Annotated in this window: 24 protein-coding genes and 1 tRNA gene; 15 read left to right on the forward strand and 10 right to left on the reverse strand. The window is 70.6% G+C overall.

The window, feature by feature from the left end:
• The first annotated feature begins 13 nt into the window (after positions 1 to 13).
• Positions 14 to 190, forward strand: coding sequence for a hypothetical protein (locus HUT10_RS35485; RefSeq protein ID WP_176175172.1), 177 nt, complete (start codon positions 14 to 16; stop codon positions 188 to 190).
• 105 nt (positions 191 to 295) lie between these two features.
• The gene (locus HUT10_RS35490; protein ID WP_176175173.1) at positions 296 to 1,390 is read left to right on the forward strand and encodes an alpha/beta hydrolase; all 1,095 of its coding nucleotides are present in this window, start codon (positions 296 to 298) and stop codon (positions 1,388 to 1,390) included.
• Here HUT10_RS35490 and HUT10_RS35495 read toward each other — a convergent pair.
• Together HUT10_RS35495 and HUT10_RS35500 are read right to left on the reverse strand one after the other, a co-directional pair.
• The gene (locus tag HUT10_RS35495; RefSeq protein ID WP_176175174.1) at positions 1,380 to 1,967 is read right to left on the reverse strand and encodes a TetR/AcrR family transcriptional regulator; all 588 of its coding nucleotides are present in this window, start codon (positions 1,965 to 1,967) and stop codon (positions 1,380 to 1,382) included. The genes HUT10_RS35490 and HUT10_RS35495 overlap by 11 nt on opposite strands.
• 86 nt (positions 1,968 to 2,053) lie before the next feature.
• Positions 2,054 to 2,129 (reverse strand) — tRNA-Arg (locus tag HUT10_RS35500).
• 150 nt (positions 2,130 to 2,279) lie between these two features.
• Between HUT10_RS35500 and HUT10_RS35505 the strand changes: the two genes are divergently transcribed.
• On the forward strand, positions 2,280 to 3,380 hold the full coding sequence (locus HUT10_RS35505) for an epoxide hydrolase family protein (protein WP_176175175.1): 1,101 nt from the start codon (positions 2,280 to 2,282) through the stop codon (positions 3,378 to 3,380).
• Here the strand turns inward: HUT10_RS35505 and HUT10_RS35510 are convergent.
• Positions 3,377 to 4,345 carry an IS481 family transposase gene (locus HUT10_RS35510; protein WP_176175176.1) on the reverse strand — a complete coding sequence of 323 codons (969 nt, stop codon included), beginning with the start codon at positions 4,343 to 4,345 and terminating at the stop codon, positions 3,377 to 3,379. The genes HUT10_RS35505 and HUT10_RS35510 overlap by 4 nt on opposite strands.
• A gap of 179 nt (positions 4,346 to 4,524) precedes the next feature.
• Between HUT10_RS35510 and HUT10_RS35515 the strand changes: the two genes are divergently transcribed.
• Positions 4,525 to 5,013 carry a hypothetical protein gene (locus tag HUT10_RS35515; protein ID WP_254897165.1) on the forward strand — a complete coding sequence of 163 codons (489 nt, stop codon included), beginning with the start codon at positions 4,525 to 4,527 and terminating at the stop codon, positions 5,011 to 5,013.
• A gap of 214 nt (positions 5,014 to 5,227) precedes the next feature.
• Here the strand turns inward: HUT10_RS35515 and HUT10_RS35520 are convergent, their stop codons facing one another.
• Entirely contained in the window at positions 5,228 to 6,064 is an 837-nt protein-coding gene (locus HUT10_RS35520; RefSeq protein ID WP_176175177.1) for an SDR family oxidoreductase, read from the reverse strand.
• 106 nt (positions 6,065 to 6,170) lie between these two features.
• Between HUT10_RS35520 and HUT10_RS35525 the strand changes: the two genes are divergently transcribed.
• Entirely contained in the window at positions 6,171 to 6,593 is a 423-nt protein-coding gene (locus tag HUT10_RS35525) for a MarR family winged helix-turn-helix transcriptional regulator (protein ID WP_254897166.1), read from the forward strand.
• A gap of 153 nt (positions 6,594 to 6,746) precedes the next feature.
• Positions 6,747 to 7,667: a cation diffusion facilitator family transporter gene (locus HUT10_RS35530; RefSeq protein ID WP_176175178.1), complete on the forward strand. Its 921-nt coding sequence runs from the start codon at positions 6,747 to 6,749 to the stop codon at positions 7,665 to 7,667.
• 4 nt (positions 7,668 to 7,671) lie between these two features.
• Here the strand turns inward: HUT10_RS35530 and HUT10_RS35535 are convergent, their stop codons facing one another.
• Positions 7,672 to 8,373, reverse strand: coding sequence for a DUF305 domain-containing protein (locus tag HUT10_RS35535; protein ID WP_176175179.1), 702 nt, complete (start codon positions 8,371 to 8,373; stop codon positions 7,672 to 7,674).
• Entirely contained in the window at positions 8,370 to 9,170 is an 801-nt protein-coding gene (locus tag HUT10_RS35540; RefSeq protein WP_176175180.1) for a DUF3105 domain-containing protein, read from the reverse strand. The genes HUT10_RS35535 and HUT10_RS35540 overlap by 4 nt, the downstream gene beginning before the upstream one ends.
• Before the next feature lie 196 nt (positions 9,171 to 9,366).
• On the opposite strand from HUT10_RS35540, the gene argS reads away from it, so the two are divergent.
• From argS to prfA, 8 genes are all read left to right on the forward strand, one after another.
• The gene (argS, locus tag HUT10_RS35545; protein WP_176175181.1) at positions 9,367 to 11,028 is read left to right on the forward strand and encodes an arginine--tRNA ligase; all 1,662 of its coding nucleotides are present in this window, start codon (positions 9,367 to 9,369) and stop codon (positions 11,026 to 11,028) included.
• A gap of 3 nt (positions 11,029 to 11,031) precedes the next feature.
• The gene (gene lysA, locus HUT10_RS35550; protein WP_176175182.1) at positions 11,032 to 12,462 is read left to right on the forward strand and encodes a diaminopimelate decarboxylase; all 1,431 of its coding nucleotides are present in this window, start codon (positions 11,032 to 11,034) and stop codon (positions 12,460 to 12,462) included.
• 5 nt (positions 12,463 to 12,467) lie between these two features.
• Positions 12,468 to 13,781, forward strand: coding sequence for a homoserine dehydrogenase (locus HUT10_RS35555; RefSeq protein WP_176175183.1), 1,314 nt, complete (start codon positions 12,468 to 12,470; stop codon positions 13,779 to 13,781).
• Entirely contained in the window at positions 13,778 to 14,839 is a 1,062-nt protein-coding gene (thrC, locus tag HUT10_RS35560) for a threonine synthase (RefSeq protein ID WP_176175184.1), read from the forward strand. The genes HUT10_RS35555 and thrC overlap by 4 nt, the downstream gene beginning before the upstream one ends.
• Positions 14,836 to 15,723: a homoserine kinase gene (thrB, locus tag HUT10_RS35565; RefSeq protein WP_176175185.1), complete on the forward strand. Its 888-nt coding sequence runs from the start codon at positions 14,836 to 14,838 to the stop codon at positions 15,721 to 15,723. Before thrC ends, thrB begins: the two co-directional genes overlap by 4 nt.
• A 409-nt stretch (positions 15,724 to 16,132) precedes the next feature.
• A complete protein-coding gene (gene rho / locus HUT10_RS35570; RefSeq protein ID WP_176175186.1) occupies positions 16,133 to 18,091 on the forward strand; it encodes a transcription termination factor Rho in 1,959 nt (652 codons plus the stop codon).
• A 180-nt stretch (positions 18,092 to 18,271) separates the two neighbouring features.
• A complete protein-coding gene (gene rpmE, locus HUT10_RS35575) occupies positions 18,272 to 18,499 on the forward strand; it encodes a 50S ribosomal protein L31 (protein ID WP_176175187.1) in 228 nt (75 codons plus the stop codon).
• Between the two features lie 81 nt (positions 18,500 to 18,580).
• Entirely contained in the window at positions 18,581 to 19,651 is a 1,071-nt protein-coding gene (gene prfA / locus HUT10_RS35580; protein ID WP_176175188.1) for a peptide chain release factor 1, read from the forward strand.
• A gap of 128 nt (positions 19,652 to 19,779) precedes the next feature.
• Here prfA and HUT10_RS35585 read toward each other — a convergent pair whose 3' ends face one another.
• The 4 genes from HUT10_RS35585 to HUT10_RS35600 are packed head-to-tail and all read right to left on the reverse strand — an operon-like array spanning position 19,780 to position 22,862.
• Entirely contained in the window at positions 19,780 to 20,175 is a 396-nt protein-coding gene (locus HUT10_RS35585) for a VOC family protein (RefSeq protein WP_176175189.1), read from the reverse strand.
• Positions 20,175 to 21,440 (reverse strand): mannosyltransferase family protein, encoded by a 1,266-nt coding sequence (locus HUT10_RS35590; protein WP_176175190.1) that lies wholly within the window; start codon positions 21,438 to 21,440, stop codon positions 20,175 to 20,177. The genes HUT10_RS35585 and HUT10_RS35590 overlap by 1 nt, the downstream gene beginning before the upstream one ends.
• On the reverse strand, positions 21,433 to 21,867 hold the full coding sequence (locus HUT10_RS35595) for a GtrA family protein (RefSeq protein ID WP_176175191.1): 435 nt from the start codon (positions 21,865 to 21,867) through the stop codon (positions 21,433 to 21,435). Before HUT10_RS35595 ends, HUT10_RS35590 begins: the two co-directional genes overlap by 8 nt.
• Positions 21,864 to 22,862, reverse strand: coding sequence for a glycosyltransferase family 2 protein (locus HUT10_RS35600; protein WP_176175192.1), 999 nt, complete (start codon positions 22,860 to 22,862; stop codon positions 21,864 to 21,866). The genes HUT10_RS35595 and HUT10_RS35600 overlap by 4 nt, the downstream gene beginning before the upstream one ends.
• A 235-nt stretch (positions 22,863 to 23,097) precedes the next feature.
• Here HUT10_RS35600 and prmC point away from each other — a divergent pair, with 235 nt between their 5' ends.
• Positions 23,098 to 23,964, forward strand: coding sequence for a peptide chain release factor N(5)-glutamine methyltransferase (gene prmC / locus HUT10_RS35605; protein ID WP_176175193.1), 867 nt, complete (start codon positions 23,098 to 23,100; stop codon positions 23,962 to 23,964).
• Positions 23,965 to 24,002: the final 38 nt, after the last annotated feature.

Consider the following 24,002-nt stretch of genomic DNA (forward strand, 5'->3'; position numbering starts at 1 on the left):
ACGATGCCATGACGTGCCGGTCTACCGGCCGGACATCTCTTCGCCGCAGGCGATCCTGGACCCGTACCCGCACTACGCGAATCTGCGTGACCTCGGTCCGGTCGGGTGGCTGCCCGAGCAGAAGGTCCACGCCGGGGCACGACGCTCGGCAGCGACGGCGAAGACCACGCCCTGTTCGCGCACCGGCTGACACCACGAGCCGCCCAGCCGCTTCTTGACTTCCAATCAAGAAGAGCTCTAGCCTTCCCGTCGGCCTGCTCTTGATTGCAAGTCAAGAGCTGAACGAAGGTGGGCGATGGGAACTGCGGCGGAGAAGGACAGCCACACGGCGTCGGTGCGACGGGACGTGTGGTTCGAGTCCGGAGGCGTGCGGTGCGCGGCGTGGCTGTACCTGCCGGCCGCGGGTGGCGGGCCTCGGCCGTTGGTGGTCATGGCGCACGGGCTGGGAGCGGTGCGGGAGTGGCGGTTGGACGCGTTCGCCGAACGGTTCGCCGCGCAGGGCTGGGCGGTGCTGGTGTTCGACTACCGCTACCTGGGGGCCAGCGAGGGCTCTCCCCGGCAACTGCTCGACATCGGCGACCAGCTCGACGACTGGCGGGCGGCACTGGCCTACGGCCGGTCCCTGCCGGAGGTCGACCCGGACCGGATCGCGGTGTGGGGGACCTCGTTCGGCGGCGGGCACGTGCTGCGCATCGCGAGCGAGGACCACGAGCTGGCCGCGGTGGTGGCCCAGTGCCCGTTCACCGACGGTCCGGCGTCCTTGCTCTCGCGGTTCCGGTCCAGTCCGGTGAGCATGGCCGGGCTCGTCATCGCCGCCGTGCTCGACGTCGTCGGGTCGGTGTTCCGGGCGAAGCCGGTGCTGGCTCCGGTGGTCGGGGTGTGGTGGATGCCCGCCTTCCTGGTGTCGCCGACCGCGATCGCCGCGGCGTCGAAGCTGATCCCGGCGGGGTCCCGGCTCTCGCCGCGCACCGCCGGGGTCCTGGCCCGGATCCCCGCCGTGGGCCACGGGTTGTCCGCGACCGTCGAGACGGGCGGGCAGCCGTTCCACCCCGGTGACACCGCGGTCGGCCGCGACACGATCTGGGGCGTCATGAAGGGTTCGGAAGGTGGTGGTGACAGCGCCAACGCGGTCGCGGCCCGGCTCGCGTTGCGGTTGCCGCTGTACCGGCCGGGCAAGCGCCTGCGCAAGATCACCGCGGCGACCCTGTTGTGCGTGTGCGACGACGACCGCGCCGCCCCGGCGCGCACCACGGCCCGCCTCGCAGCCGGGCAGGACCACGTCCAGGTCAACCACTACGACGGTGACCACTTCGACATCTACGTCGGTGACCTGTTCGAGCGTGCCGTCGCAGACCAGATCCGGTTCCTCGCGGCGCGGTTCAGCCGGTAGCCGACCGGCCGTCGGGGGAACCCGCCACGGCGGCGATGCCGCGAGCACTGCGCACCAACGCCTCGACGACGCCGCGATCGCCCGCGGCGTCGTTCGCGTGGGTCAGCATCCCTTCGACGACGAACACCCCGATCCGCGTCATCGCGTCCTGCTCGGTCTCCGGCACGCCCAGCGCGGCCAGGTGCCACCGCAGGATCGCCTCCACCTGCGCGTGGAAGCTGTCGTGCCACACCCGCAGTGACTCCGAGGCCGCAACCCTGGCGTGCACCGTCGTGATCAGCCGGTCGACCCGCCGCAACTCGGTGACCGCCCACAGCAGCTGCTCGACCGGCGGTTCGGCCGAGCGTTCCGCCACACCGGCGAGGAACTGCGCGAACAGCGCATCCAGCACGGCGACCAGTACTTCGTCCTTGTCCTTGAAGTACCAGTAGACGGTGTTGGAGGTGACCCCGGCCTCGCGCCCGATCCGCGCCACTGTCGTGGGTTCGTAGCCCTCGTCCACGAACAACCGCGTGGCCGCGGCGACGATCTCGCCGCGCTTCTCTTCCCGGTCCTGCGGGCGTCGGTTACGCGGCATCCCTCACCTGGCCCGATCGGTCACCAACCGTGAAAACAAGAAAAGGGAGGATGTCAGGTGCGACATCTCTCCCGTTCCCATCCCTGTGGTGCCCTCGGCAGGATTCGAACCTGCGACACCTGCCTCCGGAGGGCAGTGCTCTATCCCCTGAGCTACGAGGGCCCATCGCTGGGCGACTCCGAAAGCTTAGCGCATGCTCCCCACCCCTTTTCCCGCAGGTGGTCCCACCAGTGAATCCGCTGGTCAGCGCGATGAAGTTGATCCTCTTGCCGGGTCGTCGATAGCGTAGGAGCCCCACCTGAAGGAGCCGAGATGGCCGAGCCGTTCCAGGTACCTCTCGACGAGGGCGACGTCGCCGATCTGCGGGAGCGGTTGCGGCGGACGCGGTGGCCCGAGGCCGAGACCGTCGACGACTGGTCGCAGGGCGTTCCGCTCGCCTACGTCCGCGAGCTCTGCCGGGACTGGGGTGAGGAGTACGACTTCGGCTTCGCCCGGCGGCTGAACGCCTTTCCGCAGTTCCGGGCCACCGTCGACGGCGTCGGCCTGCACTTCCTGCACGTCCGGTCGCCGGAGGCGGACGCACTTCCGCTCGTGCTCACCCACGGGTGGCCCGGGTCCGTCGTCGAGTTCCTCGACGTCCTCGGGCCGCTCACCGATCCCGCGAAGCACGGGGGTGATCCCGCCGACGCCTTCCACGTCGTCGCGCCGTCGCTGCCCGGGTTCGGGTGGAGTGACAAGCCCGCTCTCAAGATCCCGCGGGTGGCCGAGCTGTGGGACGGGCTCATGACGTCGCTCGGCTACGAGCGCTACGGCGCCCAGGGTGGCGACTGGGGTGCCGCCGTCACCAACGCGCTGGCGCGGTCCAGGCACGTCGCCGGGGTGCACGTCAACTTCGCGCCCGTGCGGATGGACACCCCCGATCCGACGCCCGCGGAGAGCCGGGCGCTGGCCGACCTCGAGGAGTTCCGGCGGACCGGCAGCGGCTACTCCGCCCAGCAGGGCACCCGCCCGCAGACGCTCGGCTACGGCCTCTCCGACTCGCCCGCCGGCCAGGCCGCCTGGATCGCCGAGAAGTTCTGGGCCTGGACCGACCACAAGGGGAACCCGGAGGACGCCGTCGACCGGCAGCGGGTCCTGGACGCCATCTCCGTCTACTGGTTCACCGCGACGGCGGCCTCGTCCGCGCGGATGTACTGGGAGAACAACGACCGCGACCTGTCCACTGTGGACGTCCCGGCCGGGGTTTCGGTGTTCCCGAAGGAGATCGTCCGGCCGTCACGGCGGCAGGCCGAGCAGCGCTACACCGACCTGCGCTGGTTCGAGGAGCTGCCCGTCGGCGGGCACTTCGCCGCGCTGGAGCAGCCCGCGCTGTTCGTCGAGCAGGTCCGGGGGTTCTTCCGGCTGGTGCGCTAGGTGTAGTGCCCCGTGAGGTTGTTGACGCGGGTGATAGGTGGCTTTCCGCCGAGTGAGGTGTGAGCTCGGTGATGGTTGTAGCGGTGGAGAAACTCTGGCAGGGCTTCGGCGCGGTGGTGTGAGCTGGTGAAGGGCTGGGCGTAGGCCCATTCTTCGGCGAGGGTGCGGTTGAAGCGTTCGGCTTTGCCATTGGTTTGCGGCCGGTAGCGGCGGGTGAAGCGGGCTTCGGCGCCGATGCTGGCCAGGGCGTCACGCCAGGCGTGGGAGCGGCGGTAGGCCAGGGCGTTGTCGGTCATGACTCGTTCGATCCGGTCGACGCCCAGCTCAGCCAAGGCAGTGGCGGCGCGGCGGAGGAACCCAGCACATGTGGCGGCGGTTTCGTCGGGGTGGATTTCGGCGTAGGCGATGCGGGTGTGGTCGTCGATGGCGCAGTGGACGTACTCGTAACCCACGCGGGCTCCGTAGCGGGCGCGGCGGCGTTCGAGGCTGTCGCGGCCGTGTGCTCGCCAGCCGCCGCCCTCGCGCAGCCGGCCGAGTTTCTTCACATCGACATGCAGCAGCTCGCCGGGCCGGGCGCGTTCGTAGCGGCGGATCGGTTGTCCGGTCGGGCGGTCCAGCCAGGCCAGTTTCGGCAGGTGGTGGCGGGTCAGGACGCGGTGCACGGTCGAGGCGTGCATGCCGAGGATGCCGGCGATGCGGGCCGGGCCGAGACGTCGGTTCCGACGCAGGTCAAGGATCTGCTGCTCGGTCCGCTCCGGGAGACGGGTGGGCGTGTGGTGGGGCCTGCTGGAACGGTCGTGCAGGCCGGCTTCGCCGTGCTGGCGGTAGCGGCGGACCCATTTGTGCCCGGTCGCACGGGAGATCCCGAGTTCGGCGGCCACATGGGCGACCGGGCGTCCCGCGGTGACCCGGTCGATCAGCAACCGGCGGCCGTGCAGGGTCAACCGGGCATTACGGTGGGACACGAAGACCTCCGTCGTGTTCGGTGATGGCGTCAGACACCAGCACCACACACGGAGGTCTTCGCCTTGATCAACCCGACGCGCCGCTCAACGGTCAACAACGTCCATGGTCACTACAGCTAGGGCCCGTTTGATGTGCTGACCAGCGGAGCTTCTGGCCGGCGTTGTGGGTGCGGCGTGTCTTGGGTGAAATAGGCGAGGTCTCCGGAGAACGATCAACGACCAAGCTGATCAAGAAAACCGGCGACCTCGTGCCCAGCCTGGCGGCGACGGGGCGAGCCGATCTGACCGACGCGCAGTGGGCGATCCTGGAATCGCCGCTGCCTGTCGGCAAGAAACCCCGCCGCCCACCCCTGTGGAGTAAACGCCAACTCCTGGACGGCATCCGCTGGCGGGCTGCCGGGCTGATCACCTGGGAGGTGAGCGTGGATTCCACGATCAACCGGGCCCGCCAGCACGCCGCAGGCGCCTGCATCGAGGGCGACCTACAGAAAGGACCGCCCGGCGGTATCGGCGAGCCCGAACCGGCCAACCGCGCGCTGGGCCGGTCGCGGGGAGGCTGGACGACCAAGCTGCCTGGCCACCGAGCAAGGCCAAGGCCTGCAGTTCCGCGCCAACCAAGCCTATCTGCGGCGACGCGGGATCGCGTGCACGATTCCCCAGCCCGCTGATCAGGTCCGGCGTCGCCGCAACCGCGGCCGAGCCGGTGGCCGGCCACCAGCATTCGACCCAGAGATCTACAAGCAACGACACGGTCGAGTGCGGCATCAACCGGCTCAACCGCAACCGAGGCGTCGCCACACGGTTCGACAAACTCGTAGTTCCCTACGAGGCAACCGTGCACATCGCGGCGATCAACGAGTGGCTACGCCATTGAAACAGGCTCTAGGCGAGCCAGCCGCTGGTCAGGCGCTGTACGGCCGAGCCGTCGAGGTCGGCGAACTTGGTCGAGGCGAACTCCTCGGCCCACTTCGACGTCTGGATGCGGAACGCGGGTGCCTCGGCCGTCATCGCGGCCAGGATCACTTCGGCGACCTCGTCGGCCGTCTGCGCGCTCTGGAACGACTTCGTGACGTTCGCGATGTAGGAGTTCAGGGACTCGGCGTACGGCCCGGCCTCGGCGAAGAGCCGTTCGTCGACGCCGACGTTGTTGACGAACTCGGTCGCGACCGCGCCCGGCTCGACGACGCACACCTTGACGCCCTGGGCCGCGGCCACCGGGGCCAGCGATTCCATCAGGCCCTCCACGGCGAACTTCGCGGCGCAGTAGGCCTCGTTGAACGGCTGGCCGATCACGCCGCCGACGCTGGTCACCGTGATCAGGCGGCCGCCGCTCGCGCGCAGGGCGGGCAGCGCGGCCTTGGTCGCCTCGGCGACGCCGAAGAAGTTGACCTCCATCGTGTCGCGCAGCGCCGAGAGCGGTTCCTTTTCGAGCGTGCCGAGGTGGCCGGCGCCGGCGTTGTTGACCAGGACGTCGAGCCGGCCGTAGTCGGCGAGGACGCCATGGAACGCCGCGCTCACGGAACCCGCGTCGGTGACGTCGAGCGGGCGGATTTCCAGCTCGACACCGGCTTCGGCGGCGGCTTTGCGCAGGCGGTCGGCGCGGCCGGTGTCGCGCATCGTGGCGACCGTGCGGAAGCCGCGCCGGGCCGCCAATACCGCCGTGGCCAGGCCGATCCCGGTGGACGTGCCGGTGATCAGGGCGACGCGCTCGTTGCTCATCAGGGGAACCTCGATCTGTTCAGGAGGATGATGGTTTATGTAGTGAACTAAAATGACTATAGGCATGGATGGTTCATGCAGTCAACTAACGGCATACACTCGGCTGATGATGAGCGCTGACCCGATCACCGAAGACGTCGTCGCCCTGCTCGGACGGATCTTCGACCGGTACGTCGCGTCGTACGAGGGCGCGGCGGCGGCGCAGGGCCTGACACCGGTGCAGGCCAAGGTGCTCGCCGCGCTCGACGAGCCGCTGCCGATGCACCGGATCGCCGAGGAGCTGAAGTCCGAGCGGTCCAACGTGACCGGGATCATCGACCGGCTCGAAGCACGCGGCCTGGTGGAGCGCCGCCCGGGCGAGCGTGACCGGCGGATCAAGAACATCGTGGCCACGCCGGAGGGTGCCGGGCTGGCGCGCAACTTCCGGCAGGCGCTGGGTTTCGCGGCCGAACCGCTGGCCGGGCTCACGCCGGAAGAGCGACTCCGGCTGCGGGAACTGCTCACCCGGATGGTCGACGCCGAAGCGTGACGAGTCCGCCTGGCGGGACACCCCGCCTGGTGGATTGGGCGGCTCCGCCGGGCGGGGTAACTTGCGGGTGGGTGAACTTAGGCTGGCCTCTGTTGCATATATGCGCATCCGACTATATGTTTGGCCCGACGGCGAACCGGGAACGGAGGCGGCATGGGTCAGGGACACGGCCACGGGCACGCGATCGCGCCGGAGAGCGCGTCGGGCCGGCACGTGCGGAGACTGGCCATCGCCCTGGGCATCGGCGCCGGGTTCATGGTGCTCGAGTTCGTCGTCAGCCTGACGACCGGCTCACTGGCCCTGATGTCGGACGCGGCGCACATGTTCACCGACGTCCTCGGCGTCGGGATGGCACTGGCCGCGATCATGCTGGCGCGGCGCAGCGGACCCACGGTCGGCCGCACGTTCGGTCTCTACCGCGCGGAGGTGCTGGCCGCGCTGGCCAACGCACTGCTGCTGTTCGGCGTCGCGGCGTACGTCCTGATCGAGGCGATCGGCCGCATCGGCGACCCGCCGTCGGTCCCGGGCCTGCCGGTCCTGCTGGCCGCGGCGGCCGGCCTGGTGGCCAACCTGGTGTCGTTCGCGGTGCTGCGTGCGGGCGCGAAGGAGAGCCTCAACGTCCGCGGCGCGTACCTCGAGGTCCTGGCCGACCTGATCGGCTCGGTCGGCGTGCTGGTCAGCGGCGCGGTGACGCTGCTGACGGGCTGGCGCTACGCCGACCCGATCATCGGCGTCGCGATCGGGCTGTGGGTCCTGCCCCGCACCTGGACGCTGGCCCGGCGCGCGCTGCGCATCCTGTTCCAGCACGCGCCCCATGGCGTCGACGTCGGCGCGATCAACGCGGAGCTGTCCGCGCTGCCCGGGGTCGCGGACGTGCACGACCTGCACGTCTGGACGCTGACGTCGGGCATGGAGGTGGCCTCGGCGCACCTGACGCTGGCGCCGCCGGCCCGGCAGTCGGACGTGCTGACCGAAGCGCAGAACCTGCTGTCCTCGCGGTACGCGATCGAGCACGCGACCCTGCAGGTGGAGGCGCCGCAGTGCGCGCGCCGCTGCCAGGAGCTGTCCTGGTAGCCGGTCAAGCGGGCAGCGGCTGAGCGCCCCGGGCCGAGAGCATCACCTTCATCTGGTCCATCTCCGCCCCCTGCGACGTCATGATGCTGTTCACCAGCGCCTTCAACGCCCCCAGGTTGGAATGCGTCCCCGCGTACTGGGCCATCGACGTCCCACCCTGGTGGTGCCGCAGCATCAGCTGCAGGAAATACACGTCCAGCTGCTTCCCCGACAGCGACCGCATCTTCGCCAGCTCGGCGTCCGTGGCCATACCGGGCATCAGCGGCCCGCCCGCCGGGTTCAGCGAAGACGGGGGCATCTGCATGCCGTCGTGGCCCTGCATCGGCTCCGTCATCCACTGCATCGGGGCGCCGATCGGCTGCTCCGGCTGGTCCCACAGCATCAGCCAGCCCTTCATGCGGCCGACCTGCTCCAGCTGGGTGCGCTCGATGTCGAACGCCAGCTGGCGGACCTCCGGGTCCGTCGAGTGGTCGCGGGCCCAGCCGGCCATCGTCACGGCCTGGAGGTGGTGGGTCGACATGTCCTGGGCGAACCCGACCTCGACCGACCCGGCCGCCGGGGTGGCGGCGGCCGGGTCGTCGTCGAAGGCGCGGGTGAGGAACATGCCCGCCGTCGCGCCGAGGAGCAGGACAGCGAGGAGGGTCCCGCCGATGATCACCCAGCGGGACCAGACCGGCTGCTCGGCCGGCTCCTCGGAGGACGTCACTTGGTCGGCGTCCCCGAGGGGGCGGACGGCTGGTTCATGCCACCCTGCTCCTGCTGCGCGCCCGCCGTGCCCTTGTAGTCCATCGGCTTGGCGTCGGGACCCGGCTTCGACGGGTCGAACGGCGGCGGGTTGTCCGGGTCGAACTGGCCGGGGCCGAGGGCGTCACAGGACGCGCCGACCTCGGGGTAGACCCCGTTCGGGTTGGTGCGCAGGGCCACGATGAACTGGTCGATCCGCGGGTCGTTGACGTCGTCCAGCTTCAGCTGGTGGCCCCACGACTGCAGCGAGATCGGCTTGTCGAGGCCCGGGTACGGCGACATCATCGTGTACGGCTTGCCCTTGACGCGGACGCTGAGCATGTTCAGCGCGTCGCCCGAGACCTGCTGCGGGTTGTAGGCGATCCAGACGGCGCCGTGCTCGAGCGCGTGCACCATGTTCTCGGTCCGCACCGCGTTCGGGTAGACGACGCCGGTGCACGCCGCCCAGTAACCGTCGTGCGGGCCGCCGAACGGCGGGGTCTTGTCGTAGGCGACGCGCTCGGTCGGGAGGACGTGCACGCTGCCGGTGTAGGTCGCGGTCACCACGCCGGGGATGCGCTTCGAGGGGTCGGGGTCCTGCGCGCTCGGCGTGAACGACGCGGCGGCGGCCTCGCGGTCGGCCTGCTCACGCTTCGGCGCGGACTGCACCATGTAGTAGATGATCACCGAGGCGGCCAGCGCCACGACGGCGACGACGGCGATGATCGTGCCCCACGGCGTCCCCTTCTTGCTCACCACGGAACCACGGGCCGCCTTCACCGCCGACCCCTTTTTCCGAGTTGTCCCGTTCGCCATGGCTTCCGCGTTCTCCCTCTGGTGGCTGCGGACGGATTCCCGCCCGGGCCAGTGTAGAGACCACGCGTCTGATCACCGTTAACGCCTCACACACCCACGGATCGTGATGTGGCCGAGACCGATGAAAGCCCCCGACCAGGGCACACCTAGAATTCGGCAAGTGACTCCCGCCGCTCTCGCCGAACTGGTCCGCAGCTCCGCCGTGCAGGTGCTCGCCGCACGCGGCATCGACGACGCCGTGCTGCCGGAGCAGGTGACCATCGAACGCCCGCGCAACCCCGACCACGGCGACTACGCGACGAACCTGGCGCTGCAGGTGGCCAAGAAGGCCGGCCTCAAGCCCCGTGACTTCGCCGAGGCGCTCGCCGAGGCGGTCTCGGCGGACGACGGCGTGGCCTCGGCCGAGGTCGCCGGCCCCGGCTTCCTCAACTTCCGGCTCGCCGCCGCCGCGCAGGGCGACATCGTGCGCCAGGTGCTCGACGCCGGCGCCGTGTACGGCCGCGGGGACGCGCTGGCCGGCACCCGGATCAACCTCGAGTTCGTCTCGGCGAACCCGACCGGCCCGATCCACCTCGGCGGCACCCGCTGGGCCGCGGTCGGCGACGCGCTGGGCCGCGTGCTGGCCGCGCAGGGCGGCGACGTCACGCGCGAGTACTACTTCAACGACGCCGGTGCCCAGATCGACCGGTTCGTCCGGTCCCTGATCGCCGCCGCGAAGGGTGAGCCCGCGCCGGAGGACGGCTACGCGGGCGGCTACATCAACGACATCGCCGCCAACGTCCTCAAGCAGGAGCCGAGCGCGCTGTCGCTGCCGGAGGCCGAGCGGCACGAGACGTTCCGCCGGATCGGCATCAACCTGATGTTCGGCGAGATCAAGCAGAGCCTGCACGAGTTCGGCACCGACTTCGACGTCTACTTCCACGAGAACTCGCTGCACGAGTCCGGCGCGGTCGACGCCGCCGTCCAGCAGCTGAAGGACTCCGGGAACCTGTACTTCAACGAAGGCGCCTGGTGGCTGAAGTCGTCGGAGTACGGCGACGACAAGGACCGCGTCGTCATCAAGCAGGACGGCAACCCGGCCTACATCGCCGGCGACCTGGCCTACTTCAAGGACAAGCGCAACCGCGGCTTCGACCTGTGCATCTACATGCTCGGCGCGGACCACCACGGCTACATCGCCCGCCTCAAGGCCGCGGCCGCCGCGTTCGGCGACGACCCGGCCACGGTCGAGGTGCTGATCGGCCAGATGGTCAACCTGGTCAGCGACGGCAAGCCGGTCCGGATGTCCAAGCGCGCCGGCACCGTGATCACCATGGAGGACCTGGTCGAGGCGGTCGGCGTCGACCCGGCCCGGTACGAGCTGATCCGCTACTCGGTGGACTCCACTTTGGACGTCGACCTGGACCTGCTGCGCAAGCACTCCAACGACAACCCGGTCTACTACGTCCAGTACGCCCACGCGCGGCTGGCGTCCCTGCAGCGCAACGCCGCCGATCTCGGCCTGAAGTCGCAGTCCACTTCGGACGTCGATTTCGGACTCCTGACGCTGCCCGCCGAGGGCGACCTGATCCGCACCATCGGCGAATTCCCGGAAACCGTGCGCCGCGCCGCCGAAATGCGGGAGCCGCACCGGATCGCGCGCTACCTCGAAGAACTCGCGGGCGCCTACCACAAGTTCTACACCGTGGGCCGCGTGCTGCCCATGGGCGACGAAGAGGCGACCCCTCTGACGTTCGCCCGGCTCGCGCTGTGCGAAGCCGCCCGCCAGGTGCTGGCGAACGGCCTCGCCCTCCTCGGTGTCTCCGCTCCGGAACGGATGTAAGAAATGGCGCACCCCGCTGGCCCACGGCACGCCGACGTCTACCCCCACGCCGACACCTCCGGGCTGCAGCCGTCCGGGGCCGAGGAACTCGACAAGCTGCCCGCGAAGGTCTGGCCCCGCAACACCTTCCGCGCCGCCGACGGCGTCGTCCGGATCGCCGGCGTCGACGTCCGCGAACTCGCCGAGCAGCACGGCACGCCGCTGTTCGTGGTCGACGAAGCCGACTTCAAGTCGCGCTGCGCGGACTACGCCGAGGCCTTCGACGACCCGTCCCTCGTGCACTACGCGTCCAAGGCGTTCCTCTCCATCGAGATCGCCCGCTGGGTGGCCGAGCAGGGCCTGAGCCTGGACGTCTGCAGCGGCGGCGAGCTCGCCGTGGCCCAGCGCGCGAGCTTCCCCGCCGAGCGGATCACCTTCCACGGCAACAACAAGTCGACCGCCGAGCTGGAAGCGGCGGTCGTCGCCGGGGTCGGCACGGTCGTGCTCGACAGCTACTTCGAGATCGCCCGGCTGGCCGACATCGCCGCCCGCCACGACGTCGTGCAGCCGGTGCTGATCCGGGTCACCGTCGGCGTCGAGGCGCACACCCACGAGTTCATCGCGACCGCCCACGAGGACCAGAAGTTCGGGTTCTCACTGGCCGGCGGCGACGCCGCCGAGGCGGTCCGCCGGGTGCTCAACGCGCGCTCGCTCAAGCTCGTCGGCCTGCACAGCCACATCGGCTCGCAGATCTTCGACGCCGACGGCTTCGAGGTCGCCGCCCGCCGCGTCGTCGGGCTGCTCGCCGACCTGGCCAAGGAACACGGCCCCGAGCTGCTCGACCAGCTGAGCCTGGTCGACCTCGGCGGCGGGTTCGGCATCGCCTACACCGAGAAGGACAACCCGCCGCCGCCCGCGCAGATGATCACGCAGATCCGCGAGATCGTCCGCAAGGAGTGCGCGTACGCGGGCCTGCCGGTGCCGCGGATCGCCGGCGAACCGGGCCGCGCGATCGCCGGTCCCGGCACGATCACGCTGTACGAGGTCGGCACCATCAAGGACGTCTCGCTCGGCGACGAATCCGCGCGCCGGTACGTCAGCGTCGACGGCGGGATGAGCGACAACATCCGCACCGCGCTCTACGACGCGGTCTACGACGTCCGGGTCGTTTCCCGCTCCGCGAGCGACAACGACCAGCCGGTGCAGGCCGTGTTGTCCCGGGTGGTGGGAAAACACTGTGAGTCCGGCGACATCGTCGTACGAGACTGCTGGCTGCCCGACACGCTGGCTCCCGGCGACCTGCTGGCGGTCGCGGCGACCGGCGCGTACTGCTACTCGATGGCGAGCACGTACAACCGGATGCCCCGCCCGGCCGTGGTCGCCGTGCGCAACGGCAGCTCGCGGCTGCTGCTGCGGCGGGAGACGACCGACGACATGCTGCGCCTGGAGGTCTGAACACAGTGGCTGCCCCAGAGGAACGCCCGGCCATCCGCGTCGCGCTGCTCGGCTGCGGGACGGTCGGCGGTGAGGTCGCCCGGCTGCTCACCGAGCAGGCGGGGGAGCTGGCCGCGCGGGCGGGTGCGCCGGTCGAGCTGGCCGGCATCGCCGTCCGCCGTCCCGACAAGCACCCCGAGCTGCCGCCGGAGCTGCTGACCGCCGACGCCGAGAAGCTGGTGACCAGCGACGACGTCGACGTCGTCGTCGAGCTGGTCGGCGGGATCGAGCCGGTCCGCGGCTGGCTGCTCGCCGCGCTGAAGGCCGGGAAGTCGGTCGTCACGGCGAACAAGGCACTGCTGGCCGAGCACTCCGCGGACCTGTTCGAGGCGGCCGACGCCGCGGGCGCCGACCTGTACTTCGAGGCCGCGGTGGCCGGGGCCATCCCGCTGCTGCGCCCGCTGCGCGAGTCGCTGGCCGGTGACCGGATCACCCGCGTGATGGGGATCGTCAACGGCACCACGAACTACATCCTGTCCGCGATGGACTCGACCGGCGCCGGCTACGCCGAGACGCTCGACGAGGCCAGCAGGCTCGGGTACGCCGAGGCCGACCCGACCGCCGACGTCGACGGCTACGACGCCGCGTCGAAGGCGGCGATCCTCGCCTCCCTCGCCTTCCACACCCGCGTCACGGCCTCGGACGTGCACCGCGAAGGCATCGCCGACGTCACCGCGGCGGATCTCGCCGCGGCCCGGATGCTCGGCCGCACGGTGAAGCTGCTGGCCATCTGCGAGCGCGTCACCGACGACGACGGCGTCGAGTCGGTGTCCGCGCGCGTGCACCCGGTGATGATCCCGCGCCGCCACCAGCTGGCCGGCGTCGGCGGCGCGTTCAACGCCGTCTACGTCGAGGCCGACGCCGCGGGCGAGCTGATGTTCTACGGCCAGGGCGCGGGTGGCGCGCCCACGGCCAGCGCGGTGCTCGGCGACCTCGTCGCGGTGGCCCGCAACCGGGTCGTCGGCGGCCGCGGCCCGCGCGAATCCGCGCACGCGGCCCTGCCCGTGCGGCCGATGGGCCAGACGCCGACCCGGTACCACGTAAGCCTTTCCGTGGCCGACCGCGCCGGGGTGCTCGCCCAGGTGGCGCAGGCGTTCGCCGACCACGGCGTGAGCATCGCGGCCGTGCGGCAGAGCGACGTCGGCGACCGCGCGAGCCTGGTCGTGGTGACGCACCAGGCGCCGGACGCCGCCCTGAAGTCCACTGTGGACCAGATCGGGCGGCTCGACGTCGTCCACGAAGTTGTCAGTGTGATGCGCGTGGAAGGCGAAGACCAGTGATCAGGCACCCCTGGCCCGGGCTCATCGAGGCGTATCGGGACCGCGTCCCGGTCCCGGAGGGCGCCCGCGTCGTCACGCTCGGGGAGGGCAACACGCCGCTGCTGCCCGCCCTCCACCTGTCCGAGCTGACCGGCTGCGAGGTGTACCTCAAGGTCGAGGGGGCCAACCCGACCGGCTCGTTCAAGGACCGCGGGATGACCGTGGCCATCACGCACGCGCTGGCCAGCGGCCTCAAGGCGGTGATCTGCGCGTCGACCGGCAACACCTCGGCCTCGGCCGCCGCCTACGCCGCCCGCGCCGGGCTCACCTGCGCGGTGCTGGTGCCGCAGGGCAAGATCGCCATGGGCAAGCTCGCCCAGGCCGTGCTGCACGGCGCCCGGATCCTGCAGGTCGACGGCAACTTCGACGACTGCCTGGAGCTGGCCCGCAAGACCGCGGCCGACTACCCGGTCACGCTCGTCAACTCGGTCAACCCGGTGCGCATCGCCGGCCAGAAGACCGCCGCGTTCGAGATCTGCGACGTGCTCGGCACCGCGCCGGACATCCACTGCCTCCCGGTCGGCAACGCCGGCAACATCACCGCCTACTGGGCGGGGTACGCGGAGTACGCGGCCGACGGTGTGGTGAAGAACACCCCGCGGATGTTCGGCTTCCAGGCGGCAGGCGCGGCGCCGCTGGTGCACGGCGAGCCGGTGGCGGACCCGGAGACGGTCGCGACCGCCATCCGGATCGGCAGCCCGGCGTCGTGGACCGCCGCGGTGAAGGCGAAGGACGAGTCGGACGGGCTCTTCGAGGCCGTGACGGACGAGAAGATCCTCGAGGCGTACCGGCTGCTGGCCGGCCGCGAAGGCGTGTTCGTCGAGCCGGCGTCGGCCACCAGCGTGGCGGGCCTGCTGGCCACCGCCGCCGACGGACGGCTGCCGCGCGGCTCGAAGGTGGTCTGCACGGTCACCGGGCACGGCCTGAAGGACCCGCAGACGGCCCTGGCGGGCAACGTCGAGGTCGAACCCCTCGCCGTGGACCCCTCGGCCGTCGCGGCGGCGCTGGACCTGCGGTGAGCGGGGAGTTCCGGGTCACCGTCCCGGCGTCGACCGCGAACCTCGGGCCGGGCTTCGACGCCTTCGGGATGGCGCTGAGCCTGTACGACGTCGTCGAGGTGCGGGTCACCGACACCGGGCTCAAAGTCGAGGTGATCGACGCCGGCGCCGGTGGCGTCGAAGACGTCCCGACCGACGAATCCCACCTGGTGGTGCGGGCGATCCGCGCGACCTGCGCGCACCTCGGCGTCGAGCCGCCCGGCCTGCACCTGCGCTGCTTCAACGCGATCCCGCACGCCCGCGGCCTCGGCTCGTCCGCGGCCGCGGTGGTCTCCGGTGTCGCCGCCGGGTACGCGCTGGCGGGCCGGGAGATCGACGCGTTCGGCGCGCTGCAGCTCGCGGCCGGCTTCGAAGGCCACGCCGACAACGCCGCCGCCAGCCTGTTCGGCGGCCTGGTACTGGCCTGGTGCGACGGCGGGGAGTTCCACGCCGAACGGCTCACCCCGCACGCGTCGATCCGGCCGGTCGTGGCCGTGCCGTCGGTGCGCTCGGCCACCGCGACCACGCGCGGCCTGCTGCCCGCGACCGTGCCGCACGCCGACGCCGCCCACAGCGCCGGGCGGGCCGCGCTCGCCGTCCACGCGCTCACGGCGAAGCCGGAGCTGCTGCTCGCGGCCACCGAAGACCGGCTGCACCAGCACTACCGCGCCCCGGCGTACCCGGCCAGCGCGGAGCTGGTGGCGACGCTTCGTGCACGGGGAGTAGCCGCCGCCGTTTCCGGCGCGGGTCCGACGGTGCTCGCGCTGACCACCGGGGGAATACTTCCGCCTGACGTGCGCGTTGATGCCTTCGACGTCCTCGAACTGCCCGTGGATCTCACGGGCGTGCAGGTTGCGGCTCAGTAAAGGCTGGGTCACGTGGCCGACGGGGGAGCCGCCACGCGGGGGTGGTTGTTGCACCCGGCACCGCTGCGGTCTACCCTCGGGGGCGTTCGATCACCGTGCGTTTCCGCACCCGATGCCGGTCCCGGGGAATCCCCGGATCCGCATCCGTCGTCGATCCGCCGAATCCGCACCGCCTGGCAAGCGGGGTAACGCGGAACGACTTGGGCGGGTTTCCGGTTTCGGCGGTGCCGAATTCCGTGTCCTCCGTTTGGAGGACGCAAACCCCTGTGGTGGAGGCGCTCCAGCTGTGTTCCGCACGGCCGAAGAGCTCATCTCGCGTATCGGGGGGCAACTACGCCGGTTCGCGATCAGAAGCGAGCGGCAGTCCGCTGATCCACCTGGAGGCGTGGATCGGTCAGGAAGGACATGTGTGAGCAACACCGATCTTTTGAGCGACGTGAGCGGCACGGCCGAGACGAACGGCACCGCCCCCGCTCCCAAGCGGACGGTCGGCGGGCTGACCGGTAAGACCGTCGCCGAACTGCGTTCGCTGGCTGGGGAGCTCGGCGTCGGCGAGACGACGGGCATGCGCAAGGGCGACCTGATCGCCGCGATCCGCGAGCGTCAGGGCAAGTCCCGCAAGCCGCGTGCGGCGGCCGAGACGCTGCCGCTCGAGGGCGTCGGCGAGCCGGTGAAGGCGGCGGCCCCCAAGGCCGAGCCGAAGGCCGAGGCGCCCGCCGCGCCGTCGGAGACCAAGCCGGAGCCGAAGGCCGAGGCGCCCGCCTCCACGCCGTCGGACGACCGGCCGCAGGCCGAGCGCCCGCAGCAGGACCGGCCGGACGCCCAGCAGGGCCAGGACGGCCAGGCCGAGGAGGGCGGCCGCAGCCGCCGTCGCCGCGGCTCCAACCGCGCCGCCGGGTCCCCGGACGGCCAGCAGGGCGGTGACCGCCAGCAGGGCGACCGCCAGCAGGGCGGCGACCGCAACCGCGACCAGCAGCGCCAGGGCGGTGGCAACCGCGGTGACAACCGGGGTGACAACCGCCAGGACGGCAACCGCGGTGACCGCCAGCGCAACCAGCAGGACGGCAACCGCGGCGACGGCAACCGCGGTGACAACCGCAACCAGCAGCCGGACGACGACGAGGAAGGCGGCCGTCGCGGCCGTCGCTTCCGCGACCGCCGTCGCCGGGGCAGCGGTGGCGGCCGGGCCGAAGGCGGCTCGCCGGACACCGAGATCCGCGAGGACGACGTCCTGCTGCCTGTCGCGGGCATCCTGGACGTGCTGGACAACTACGCGTTCGTGCGGACCTCCGGCTACCTCGCCGGCCCGAACGACGTGTACGTCTCGCTGTCACTGGTCCGCAAGTACGGCCTGCGCCGCGGTGACGCCATCACCGGTGTGGTGCGCCAGCCGCGCGAGGGCGAGCAGCAGCGGCAGAAGTTCAACCCGCTGGTGCGCGTCGACTCGATCAACGGCCTGGAGCCGGACGAGGCCAAGCGGCGTCCCGACTTCACCAAGCTGACCCCGCTGTACCCGAACGAGCGGCTGCGCCTCGAGACCGAGTCGCACAAGCTCACCACCCGCGTGATCGACCTGATCATGCCGGTCGGCAAGGGGCAGCGCGCCCTGATCGTGTCGCCGCCGAAGGCCGGTAAGACCACGATCATGCAGGACATCGCCAACGCGATCTCCACGAACAACCCCGAGTGCCACCTGATGGTCGTCCTGGTCGACGAGCGTCCGGAAGAGGTCACCGACATGCAGCGCTCGGTGAAGGGCGAGGTCATCGCCTCGACCTTCGACCGGCCGCCGTCCGACCACACGTCGGTCGCGGAGCTGTCGATCGAGCGGGCCAAGCGCCTGGTCGAGATGGGCCACGACGTCGTCGTGCTGCTCGACTCGATCACCCGCCTCGGCCGCGCGTACAACCTGGCGGCCCCGGCGTCCGGCCGGATCCTGTCCGGTGGTGTCGACTCGACCGCGCTGTACCCGCCGAAGCGGTTCCTCGGTGCGGCCCGCAACATCGAGAACGGCGGCTCGCTGACCATCTTCGCCACGGCGATGGTCGAGACCGGCTCGACGATGGACACGGTCATCTTCGAGGAGTTCAAGGGCACCGGTAACGCGGAGCTCAAGCTCGACCGGAAGATCGCCGAGCGCCGCGTGTTCCCGGCGGTCGACGTCAACCCGTCCGGTACCCGCAAGGACGAGCTGCTGCTCTCGCCGGACGAGCTCGCGGTCACGGTGAAGCTGAGCCGGGTGCTGCACGCGCTCGACTCGCAGCAGGCCATCGACCTGCTGATCTCGCGCCTGCGGAAGACGAAGACCAACGTCGAGTTCCTGATGCAGGTCTCGAAGACCGCCCTCGGCGGCGGCGAAGACGACTGAGTCCCGTCTTGCGAGGGGGCCTTCCCGGTGCGCCGGGGAGGCCCCTTCGCGGTGGGAATAGCTGGTCAGCGGGGTGCGTTCCAGTACACGTCTGCCCGTCTGGCAGAATTACCCGCTGAAGTCCGGCGCCGGTTCACCCCGTGGACGACTGGGGACCCGGAGCCAACGAGAGAGGACACCATGAAGAGCGGTATTCACCCCGAGTACGTGGTCACCGAAGTGAACTGCGACTGCGGCAACAGCTTCACCACGCGCAGCACCAAGACCAGCGGCAACATCCACGTCGAGATCTGCTCGAACTGCCACCCGTTCTACACGGGCAAGCAGAAGATCATGGACACCGGTGGCCGGGTCGCGCGCTTCGAGGCTCGCTACGGCAAGCGCCAGAAGAAGGCCGACGCCAAGTAGCTTTTTCCACGGCGCCCATCCGGTACTCCCGGGTGGGCGCCGTTCTTTATGGTTGTTTCCCGGGCTGAGAGGTGGCTGAAGGTGGATTCGAGCTCGCTCAAGGGGCTGCTCGCCGAGCACGCGGAGCTGGAGCGGCAGCTGGCGGACCCGGCGGTGCACGCCGACCAGGCGCGCGCCCGCAAGCTCGGCCGCCGCTACGCCGAGCTGACGCCGGTGGTCCGCGCGGTCCACGAGCTCGATACGGCCCGTGACGACCTCTCGGCCGCGCGGGAGATGGCCTCGGAGGACGCGGAGTTCGCCGCGGAGGCCGAGCAGCTGGCCGCGAAGATCCCCGAGCTGGAGTCGAGGCTCACCGAGCTCCTGCTGCCGCGCGACCCGTACGACGGCTCCGACGTCGTGATGGAGATCAAGTCCGGCGAGGGCGGCGAGGAGTCGGCTCTGTTCGCCGGCGACCTGCTGCGGATGTACCTGCGCTACGCCGAGCGCCACGGCTGGAAGGCGGAAGTCCTCGACTCGGTGGACTCCGACCTGGGCGGCTTCAAGGACGTCACGCTGTCGATCAAGACGAAGGCGGCCGACGTCGACGGGGTGTGGTCCCGCTTGAAGTTCGAGGGCGGCGTGCACCGCGTCCAGCGCGTCCCGGCGACGGAGTCCCAGGGCCGCATCCACACGTCGGCGTCCGGGGTGCTGATCTACCCGGAGCCGGAGGAGGTCGAGGTCGAGATCGACCCGAACGACCTGCGCATCGACGTGTTCCGGTCATCGGGCCCGGGCGGCCAGAGCGTCAACACGACGGACTCGGCGGTCCGGATCACCCACCTGCCGACCGGCATCGTGGTGTCCTGCCAGAACGAGAAGTCCCAGATCCAGAACCGCGCCCGCGCCCTGCAGGTGCTGCAGGCCCGCCTCCAGGCCATCGCGGAGGAGGAGGCGGCGGCGAAGGCGTCGGACGCGCGCAAGTCCCAGGTCCGCACGGTCGACCGCTCGGAGCGGATCCGGACGTACAACTTCCCGGAGAACCGCATTTCGGACCACCGGGTGAACTACAAGGCGTACAACCTGGACCAGGTCCTGGACGGCGACCTGGACGGCGTGCTGGACGCGTTGGCGACCGCGGACCGCGAGGAGCGCCTGGCAGCCCAGTCGGGCTGACGCCGTGTCGACCTCCTGATCACGCGTGTCGACCCTTTACGCAGGAGCCGGGGCTTCCGGTCCGTGAACGGAGGGTCGACACGCGTGATCAGAGGGTCGACACGCGTGTTTGGCGGGTCGACACGACCTCAGCCGGGCTGAGTGGCCGGCTGACGGGCGACCAGCCAGCACAGGCAGAACGGGTGACCGGCCGGGTCGGCGTACACCTGGAAGTCGTCGCCCGAGGTGCTGCCCGCAGCCGGCTTCAGGACTTGTGCGCCGAGGGCCATTACCTGCTCGTGCGCTTCCGCGAAGTCCTCGACCCACAGGTCGAGGTGGATCTGCTGCTTGACCGGGCCGTCCGGCCACTCCGGCGCCACGTGGTCCGGCGCGAGCTGCACCCCGATCCGCGGTGCCCCGTCCACCAGCACCATGTGCCAGTCGCCGTCTTCGTCGACCTCGCCACCGAGCACGCCCGCCCAGAAGCGGCTCTCGGCGGCGAGGTCGGCCGCGTCGAACGTGACGACCTGGTGCATTATCCGCATCAGCCGGACCAGAAGCCGGTGATGAAGCGCAGGTAGATCATCCCGCAGACCAGCGCGTTCGCGTACAGCACGACGTGCACCGCGCCGCGCAGCTGCGGGCGGCGCTCGCCGAACAGCACCAGCGCCACGTACATCACCAGGCACGGCAGCAGGTAGCGGTGCACCGACACCACGTTGTTGTTCATCGTCAGCATCACGATCGACGCGAACCCGAACAGCGCCAGCGGGACACCCTTCGACCGCAGCGCCACCAGCACGTACACCGAGCTCACGAACAGCAGCGCCAGCCCGATCATCGGCAGCACGTGGCTCATCAGCGTCCACGCGTCCATCTTCGTGTCGCCGAGCAGCGCGTGGCCGGTGATCTTGGCTTCGCGCCACAGCGTCTCGAGGATGTTCGGGTTGAACTTGTGGTACGACCACTCCCGCACGCCCTTGAGCGCGTTGAAGCTGCCGAAGAAGTCCCCGGTCTGGATCTTCATCGCGACCATCACGGCGGCCAGGCCGGCGAACGCCGCCGGGAACCACAGCAGGTTCCACGACAGCAGGCCGCGCAGCTTCCAGTCCTTCGACCGCCAGAACTCCAGGAAGCACAGGCCGACGAAGACCGCCGCCGTGATGCGGGAGGCCGTCAGCGGGATGAGCGTCAGGCCCATCCAGAGCCACTGGCGGCGCAGCGCGAACAGGTAGGCCCAGAAGCCCAGCGCGCAGAACACCGCCTCGCTGTAGAACGAGTGCAGGAAGAACGCGGCGGGCGCGGTCAGGAACGCCGCGACGACCAGCCACGGCGCCCGCTCGCCCGCGAAGAAGTGGCGGCCGATCTTCAGCAGCGCGACCGCGGCCAGCCAGGTGGCCACCAGGTTGACCAGGAACCCGGCGACCAGCAGGCCGATCGTGCCGAAGCTGACCGTCTGCACCAGCCAGACCAGCAGCGGGAACACCGGGTAGAACGCCCGCGTCGGGGCGTAGCTGCCGGTGTAGGCGTGCATCGCGATCTCGCCGTAGTTGCCGGCGTCCCACCGGTAGGTGTGCGCCAGCAGGCTCATCGTCGAGCCGATGCCGGTCTTCGGGATGCCCTCGTCGGTGGGGCTGGACGGCGCGAACAGGTACGCCAGCGCGATCAGCACCACGTTCCAGGCCAGCACCACGGCGAAGACGCGGGCGTAGTCGCCGTTCAGCCAGGCCCAGCGGCTCGCGCGGGCCTGCTCCGGGGCCTCCGGAGCGGGCTGGTCGGCGACCCGGGACGGGACGGCGGTGCTAGTCATGCGTAACCTCCGCGACCGGCGCCTCGGCCGCCGCCGCGGGCCGGTGCCGGAAGACGACCTTGTGGTAGAGCACGTAGTTCCAGACCAGGCCGACCACGATCCCGGCGAACTTCGGGATCAGCACGTTCACCCCGGGGAACGCGCTGGTGACCCCGAAGATGATCGCCGCCTGCACCACCCACAGTCCGAACGCGGTGACGGCGAAGAACAGCAGCGCCTGGCGGCGGACGTCACCGTCCTTGGCGCGGAAGGTGAAGTTCCGGTTCAGCGTGAAGCTGAGCAGCATGCCCGTGGTCGTGGAGATGAAGTTCGCCACGAACAGCGGGACGCCCAGCGTCACCAGCAGCGCGTAGCCGAGGGCGTCGACGAGGGTGTTCGCCACGCCGACCAGCCCGAAGCGCAGCTGGGTCGCCGAGATCAGCTTCACCGGGCGCCTCGTCCCGCGTCGGCGCCCTCGCGGGCCTCGACCGCCACCCCGGTGCGCACCGACGCGACGCCGTACAGCGGCCGGTTCTGCACCTGGGAGTACGTGCGGCCGATGTAGCTGCCGAGCACGCCGAGCATGATGATCTGGATCCCGCCGAGGAAGAACATCGCGATCCCGAGGAACGCCCAGCCGGGCACCGCGGTCTCCGGGGCGAACAGCTTGACGCCGCCGACGTACAGGATCCCGACGAAGCTCAGGAACGAGATCAGGTAGCCCATGCGTGTGATCATCCGCAGCGGCGTCACCGAGAAGCCGAGGATGCCGTCGGCGGCGAAGCGCAGCATCTTGCGCAGCGGGTAGCCCGTGACGCCGGCGTGCCGCTTGTCGCGGTCGAACAGCACGGCGGTCTGCTTGAAGCCGATGTAGCTGACCAGTCCGCGCAGGAAGCGGTCGCGCTCGCGGTACTTGCGCAGCTCGTCGACCACCTTGCGGTCGATCAGCCGGAAGTCGCCGGTGTTCTTCGGGATGTCGACCGCGGCCATCTTCCGCAGGAACCAGTAGAACCCGCCGGCGGTGATCTTCTTGAACGGCGAGTCCTGGCGGGAGCGGCGCTGCGCGTAGACGACGTCGAAGCCCTCTTCCCACTTCTCGATCAGCTCGAGGGCGACCCGCGGCGGGTCCTGCATGTCGCTGTCCATGATGACGACGGCGTCCGCGTCGACCAGGTCCAGCCCGGCGGTGACGGCCATCTGGTGCCCGAAGTTGCGGCTCAGCTCGACCACGGTGACGCGCTCGTCACGGGTGCTGAGCTCGGTGAGCTTGGCCAGCGAACCGTCCCGGCTGCCGTCGTCGACGTACAGGAAGCTGAAGTCGTACTTGCCGGCGAGCGGGCGGGTCACCTCGTCCACCGTCCGGTGCAGCAGGTCGATGTTCTCTTCCTCGTTGTAGATCGGGAAGATGAACGCCACCCGGCGGGTGATCGGCTCTGTGGGCACTGCGGGGCTCCCCGGAGGTTCGGTGCGGAACGGTTCGGGCGGTGCCGTGGAGCAGGCGAATCCCCGACCCGGTGACCTGCATCCTAGAAGATCGGGCCGATCAGGGTCCCGGCACCCGGACTTGTCGCCTGCGCGCCGGGGGTGCCTCGATACGCTGGACGGCGTGGGACCGGCGCGTGTCCTCACGGGGGAGTTCCGCCTGGTGTGCCAGGCTCGACGAGGTGAAGGACGACGAGTGAACCGGCAGCCGCTGCGCCTGGCCATCATCGAGGCCACCCGCATCCTCGAGCGCGCGGGCGTCGCCTCGCCGAGGTTCGACGCCGAGGTGATCGCCGCGCACGTGCTCGGGGTCGAACGCGGCAGGCTGCCGATGGTGCCACTGGTCGACCCGCCGGTCATCGAGGCCATCGGCCAGCTCGTCCAGCAGCGCGCCAAGCGCATCCCGCTGCAGTACCTGACCGGCTGGGCCGCGCTCGGCGACATCACGGTGGCGGTCGGTGCCGGTGTGTTCGTCCCGCGGCCGGAGACGGAGCTGCTGCTCGAGTGGGGGGTCAAGTTCCTGCAGGGCCGCGAGTTCCCGGTGGTGGTGGACCTGTGCACGGGTTCCGGCGCGCTGGCGCTGGCGGTGGCCCACGCCCGCCCGGACGCGGTGGTGTACGCGGTGGACATCGACCCGCAGGCCCTGGCCTGGGCCAGGCACAACGCGGACGTCCACGCCGAAGCGGGCAACACCCCGATCCGGCTCTATTCGGGCGACATCGGCGACCCGACGATGTTCGCCGAGCTCGACGGCCTGGTCGACCTGGTGCTGTGCAACCCGCCGTACGTCCCGGAGGGGACCCCGGTACCGCCGGAGGTGGCCGAGCACGACCCCCCGCGAGCGGTGTTCGCGGAGGAGAGCGGGCTGGCGGTGATCCGCCACGCGATCGCAGCCGGCGCGCGCCTGCTGCGTCCGGGGGGAGGACTGGCGATCGAGCACGACGACACGCACGGCTCGGCGGTGCCGGCGCTGGTGCGGGCGCGGCGGGTGCTCACGGGGGTCGAGGACCATGCCGATCTGACGGGCCGGGCGCGATTCGTGACCGCGCGGCGGCTGGGCTGAGCAGCCTTCGCCTACATGGTTGTCAAGCCGCGCCGGTG

This window comes from Amycolatopsis sp. Hca4 (assembly GCF_013364075.1).
In the GTDB taxonomy this organism is placed as follows: domain Bacteria; phylum Actinomycetota; class Actinomycetes; order Mycobacteriales; family Pseudonocardiaceae; genus Amycolatopsis.

Excerpts from the sequence above, each read along its gene's own strand:
- HUT10_RS35530 (WP_176175178.1), top strand. The coding sequence starts at position 6,747 with ATGGGTCAGGGACACGGCCACGGGCACGCGATCGCGCCGGAGAGCGCG.
- HUT10_RS35505 (WP_176175175.1), top strand. The coding sequence starts at position 2,280 with ATGGCCGAGCCGTTCCAGGTACCTCTCGACGAGGGCGACGTCGCCGAT.
- HUT10_RS35525 (WP_254897166.1), top strand. The coding sequence starts at position 6,171 with ATGATGAGCGCTGACCCGATCACCGAAGACGTCGTCGCCCTGCTCGGA.
- lysA (WP_176175182.1), top strand. The coding sequence starts at position 11,032 with ATGGCGCACCCCGCTGGCCCACGGCACGCCGACGTCTACCCCCACGCC.
- HUT10_RS35585 (WP_176175189.1), bottom strand. The coding sequence starts at position 20,175 with ATGCGGATAATGCACCAGGTCGTCACGTTCGACGCGGCCGACCTCGCC.
- HUT10_RS35520 (WP_176175177.1), bottom strand. The coding sequence starts at position 6,064 with ATGAGCAACGAGCGCGTCGCCCTGATCACCGGCACGTCCACCGGGATC.
- HUT10_RS35490 (WP_176175173.1), top strand. The coding sequence starts at position 296 with ATGGGAACTGCGGCGGAGAAGGACAGCCACACGGCGTCGGTGCGACGG.
- rpmE (WP_176175187.1), top strand. The coding sequence starts at position 18,272 with ATGAAGAGCGGTATTCACCCCGAGTACGTGGTCACCGAAGTGAACTGC.
- HUT10_RS35495 (WP_176175174.1), bottom strand. The coding sequence starts at position 1,967 with ATGCCGCGTAACCGACGCCCGCAGGACCGGGAAGAGAAGCGCGGCGAG.
- HUT10_RS35590 (WP_176175190.1), bottom strand. The coding sequence starts at position 21,440 with ATGACTAGCACCGCCGTCCCGTCCCGGGTCGCCGACCAGCCCGCTCCG.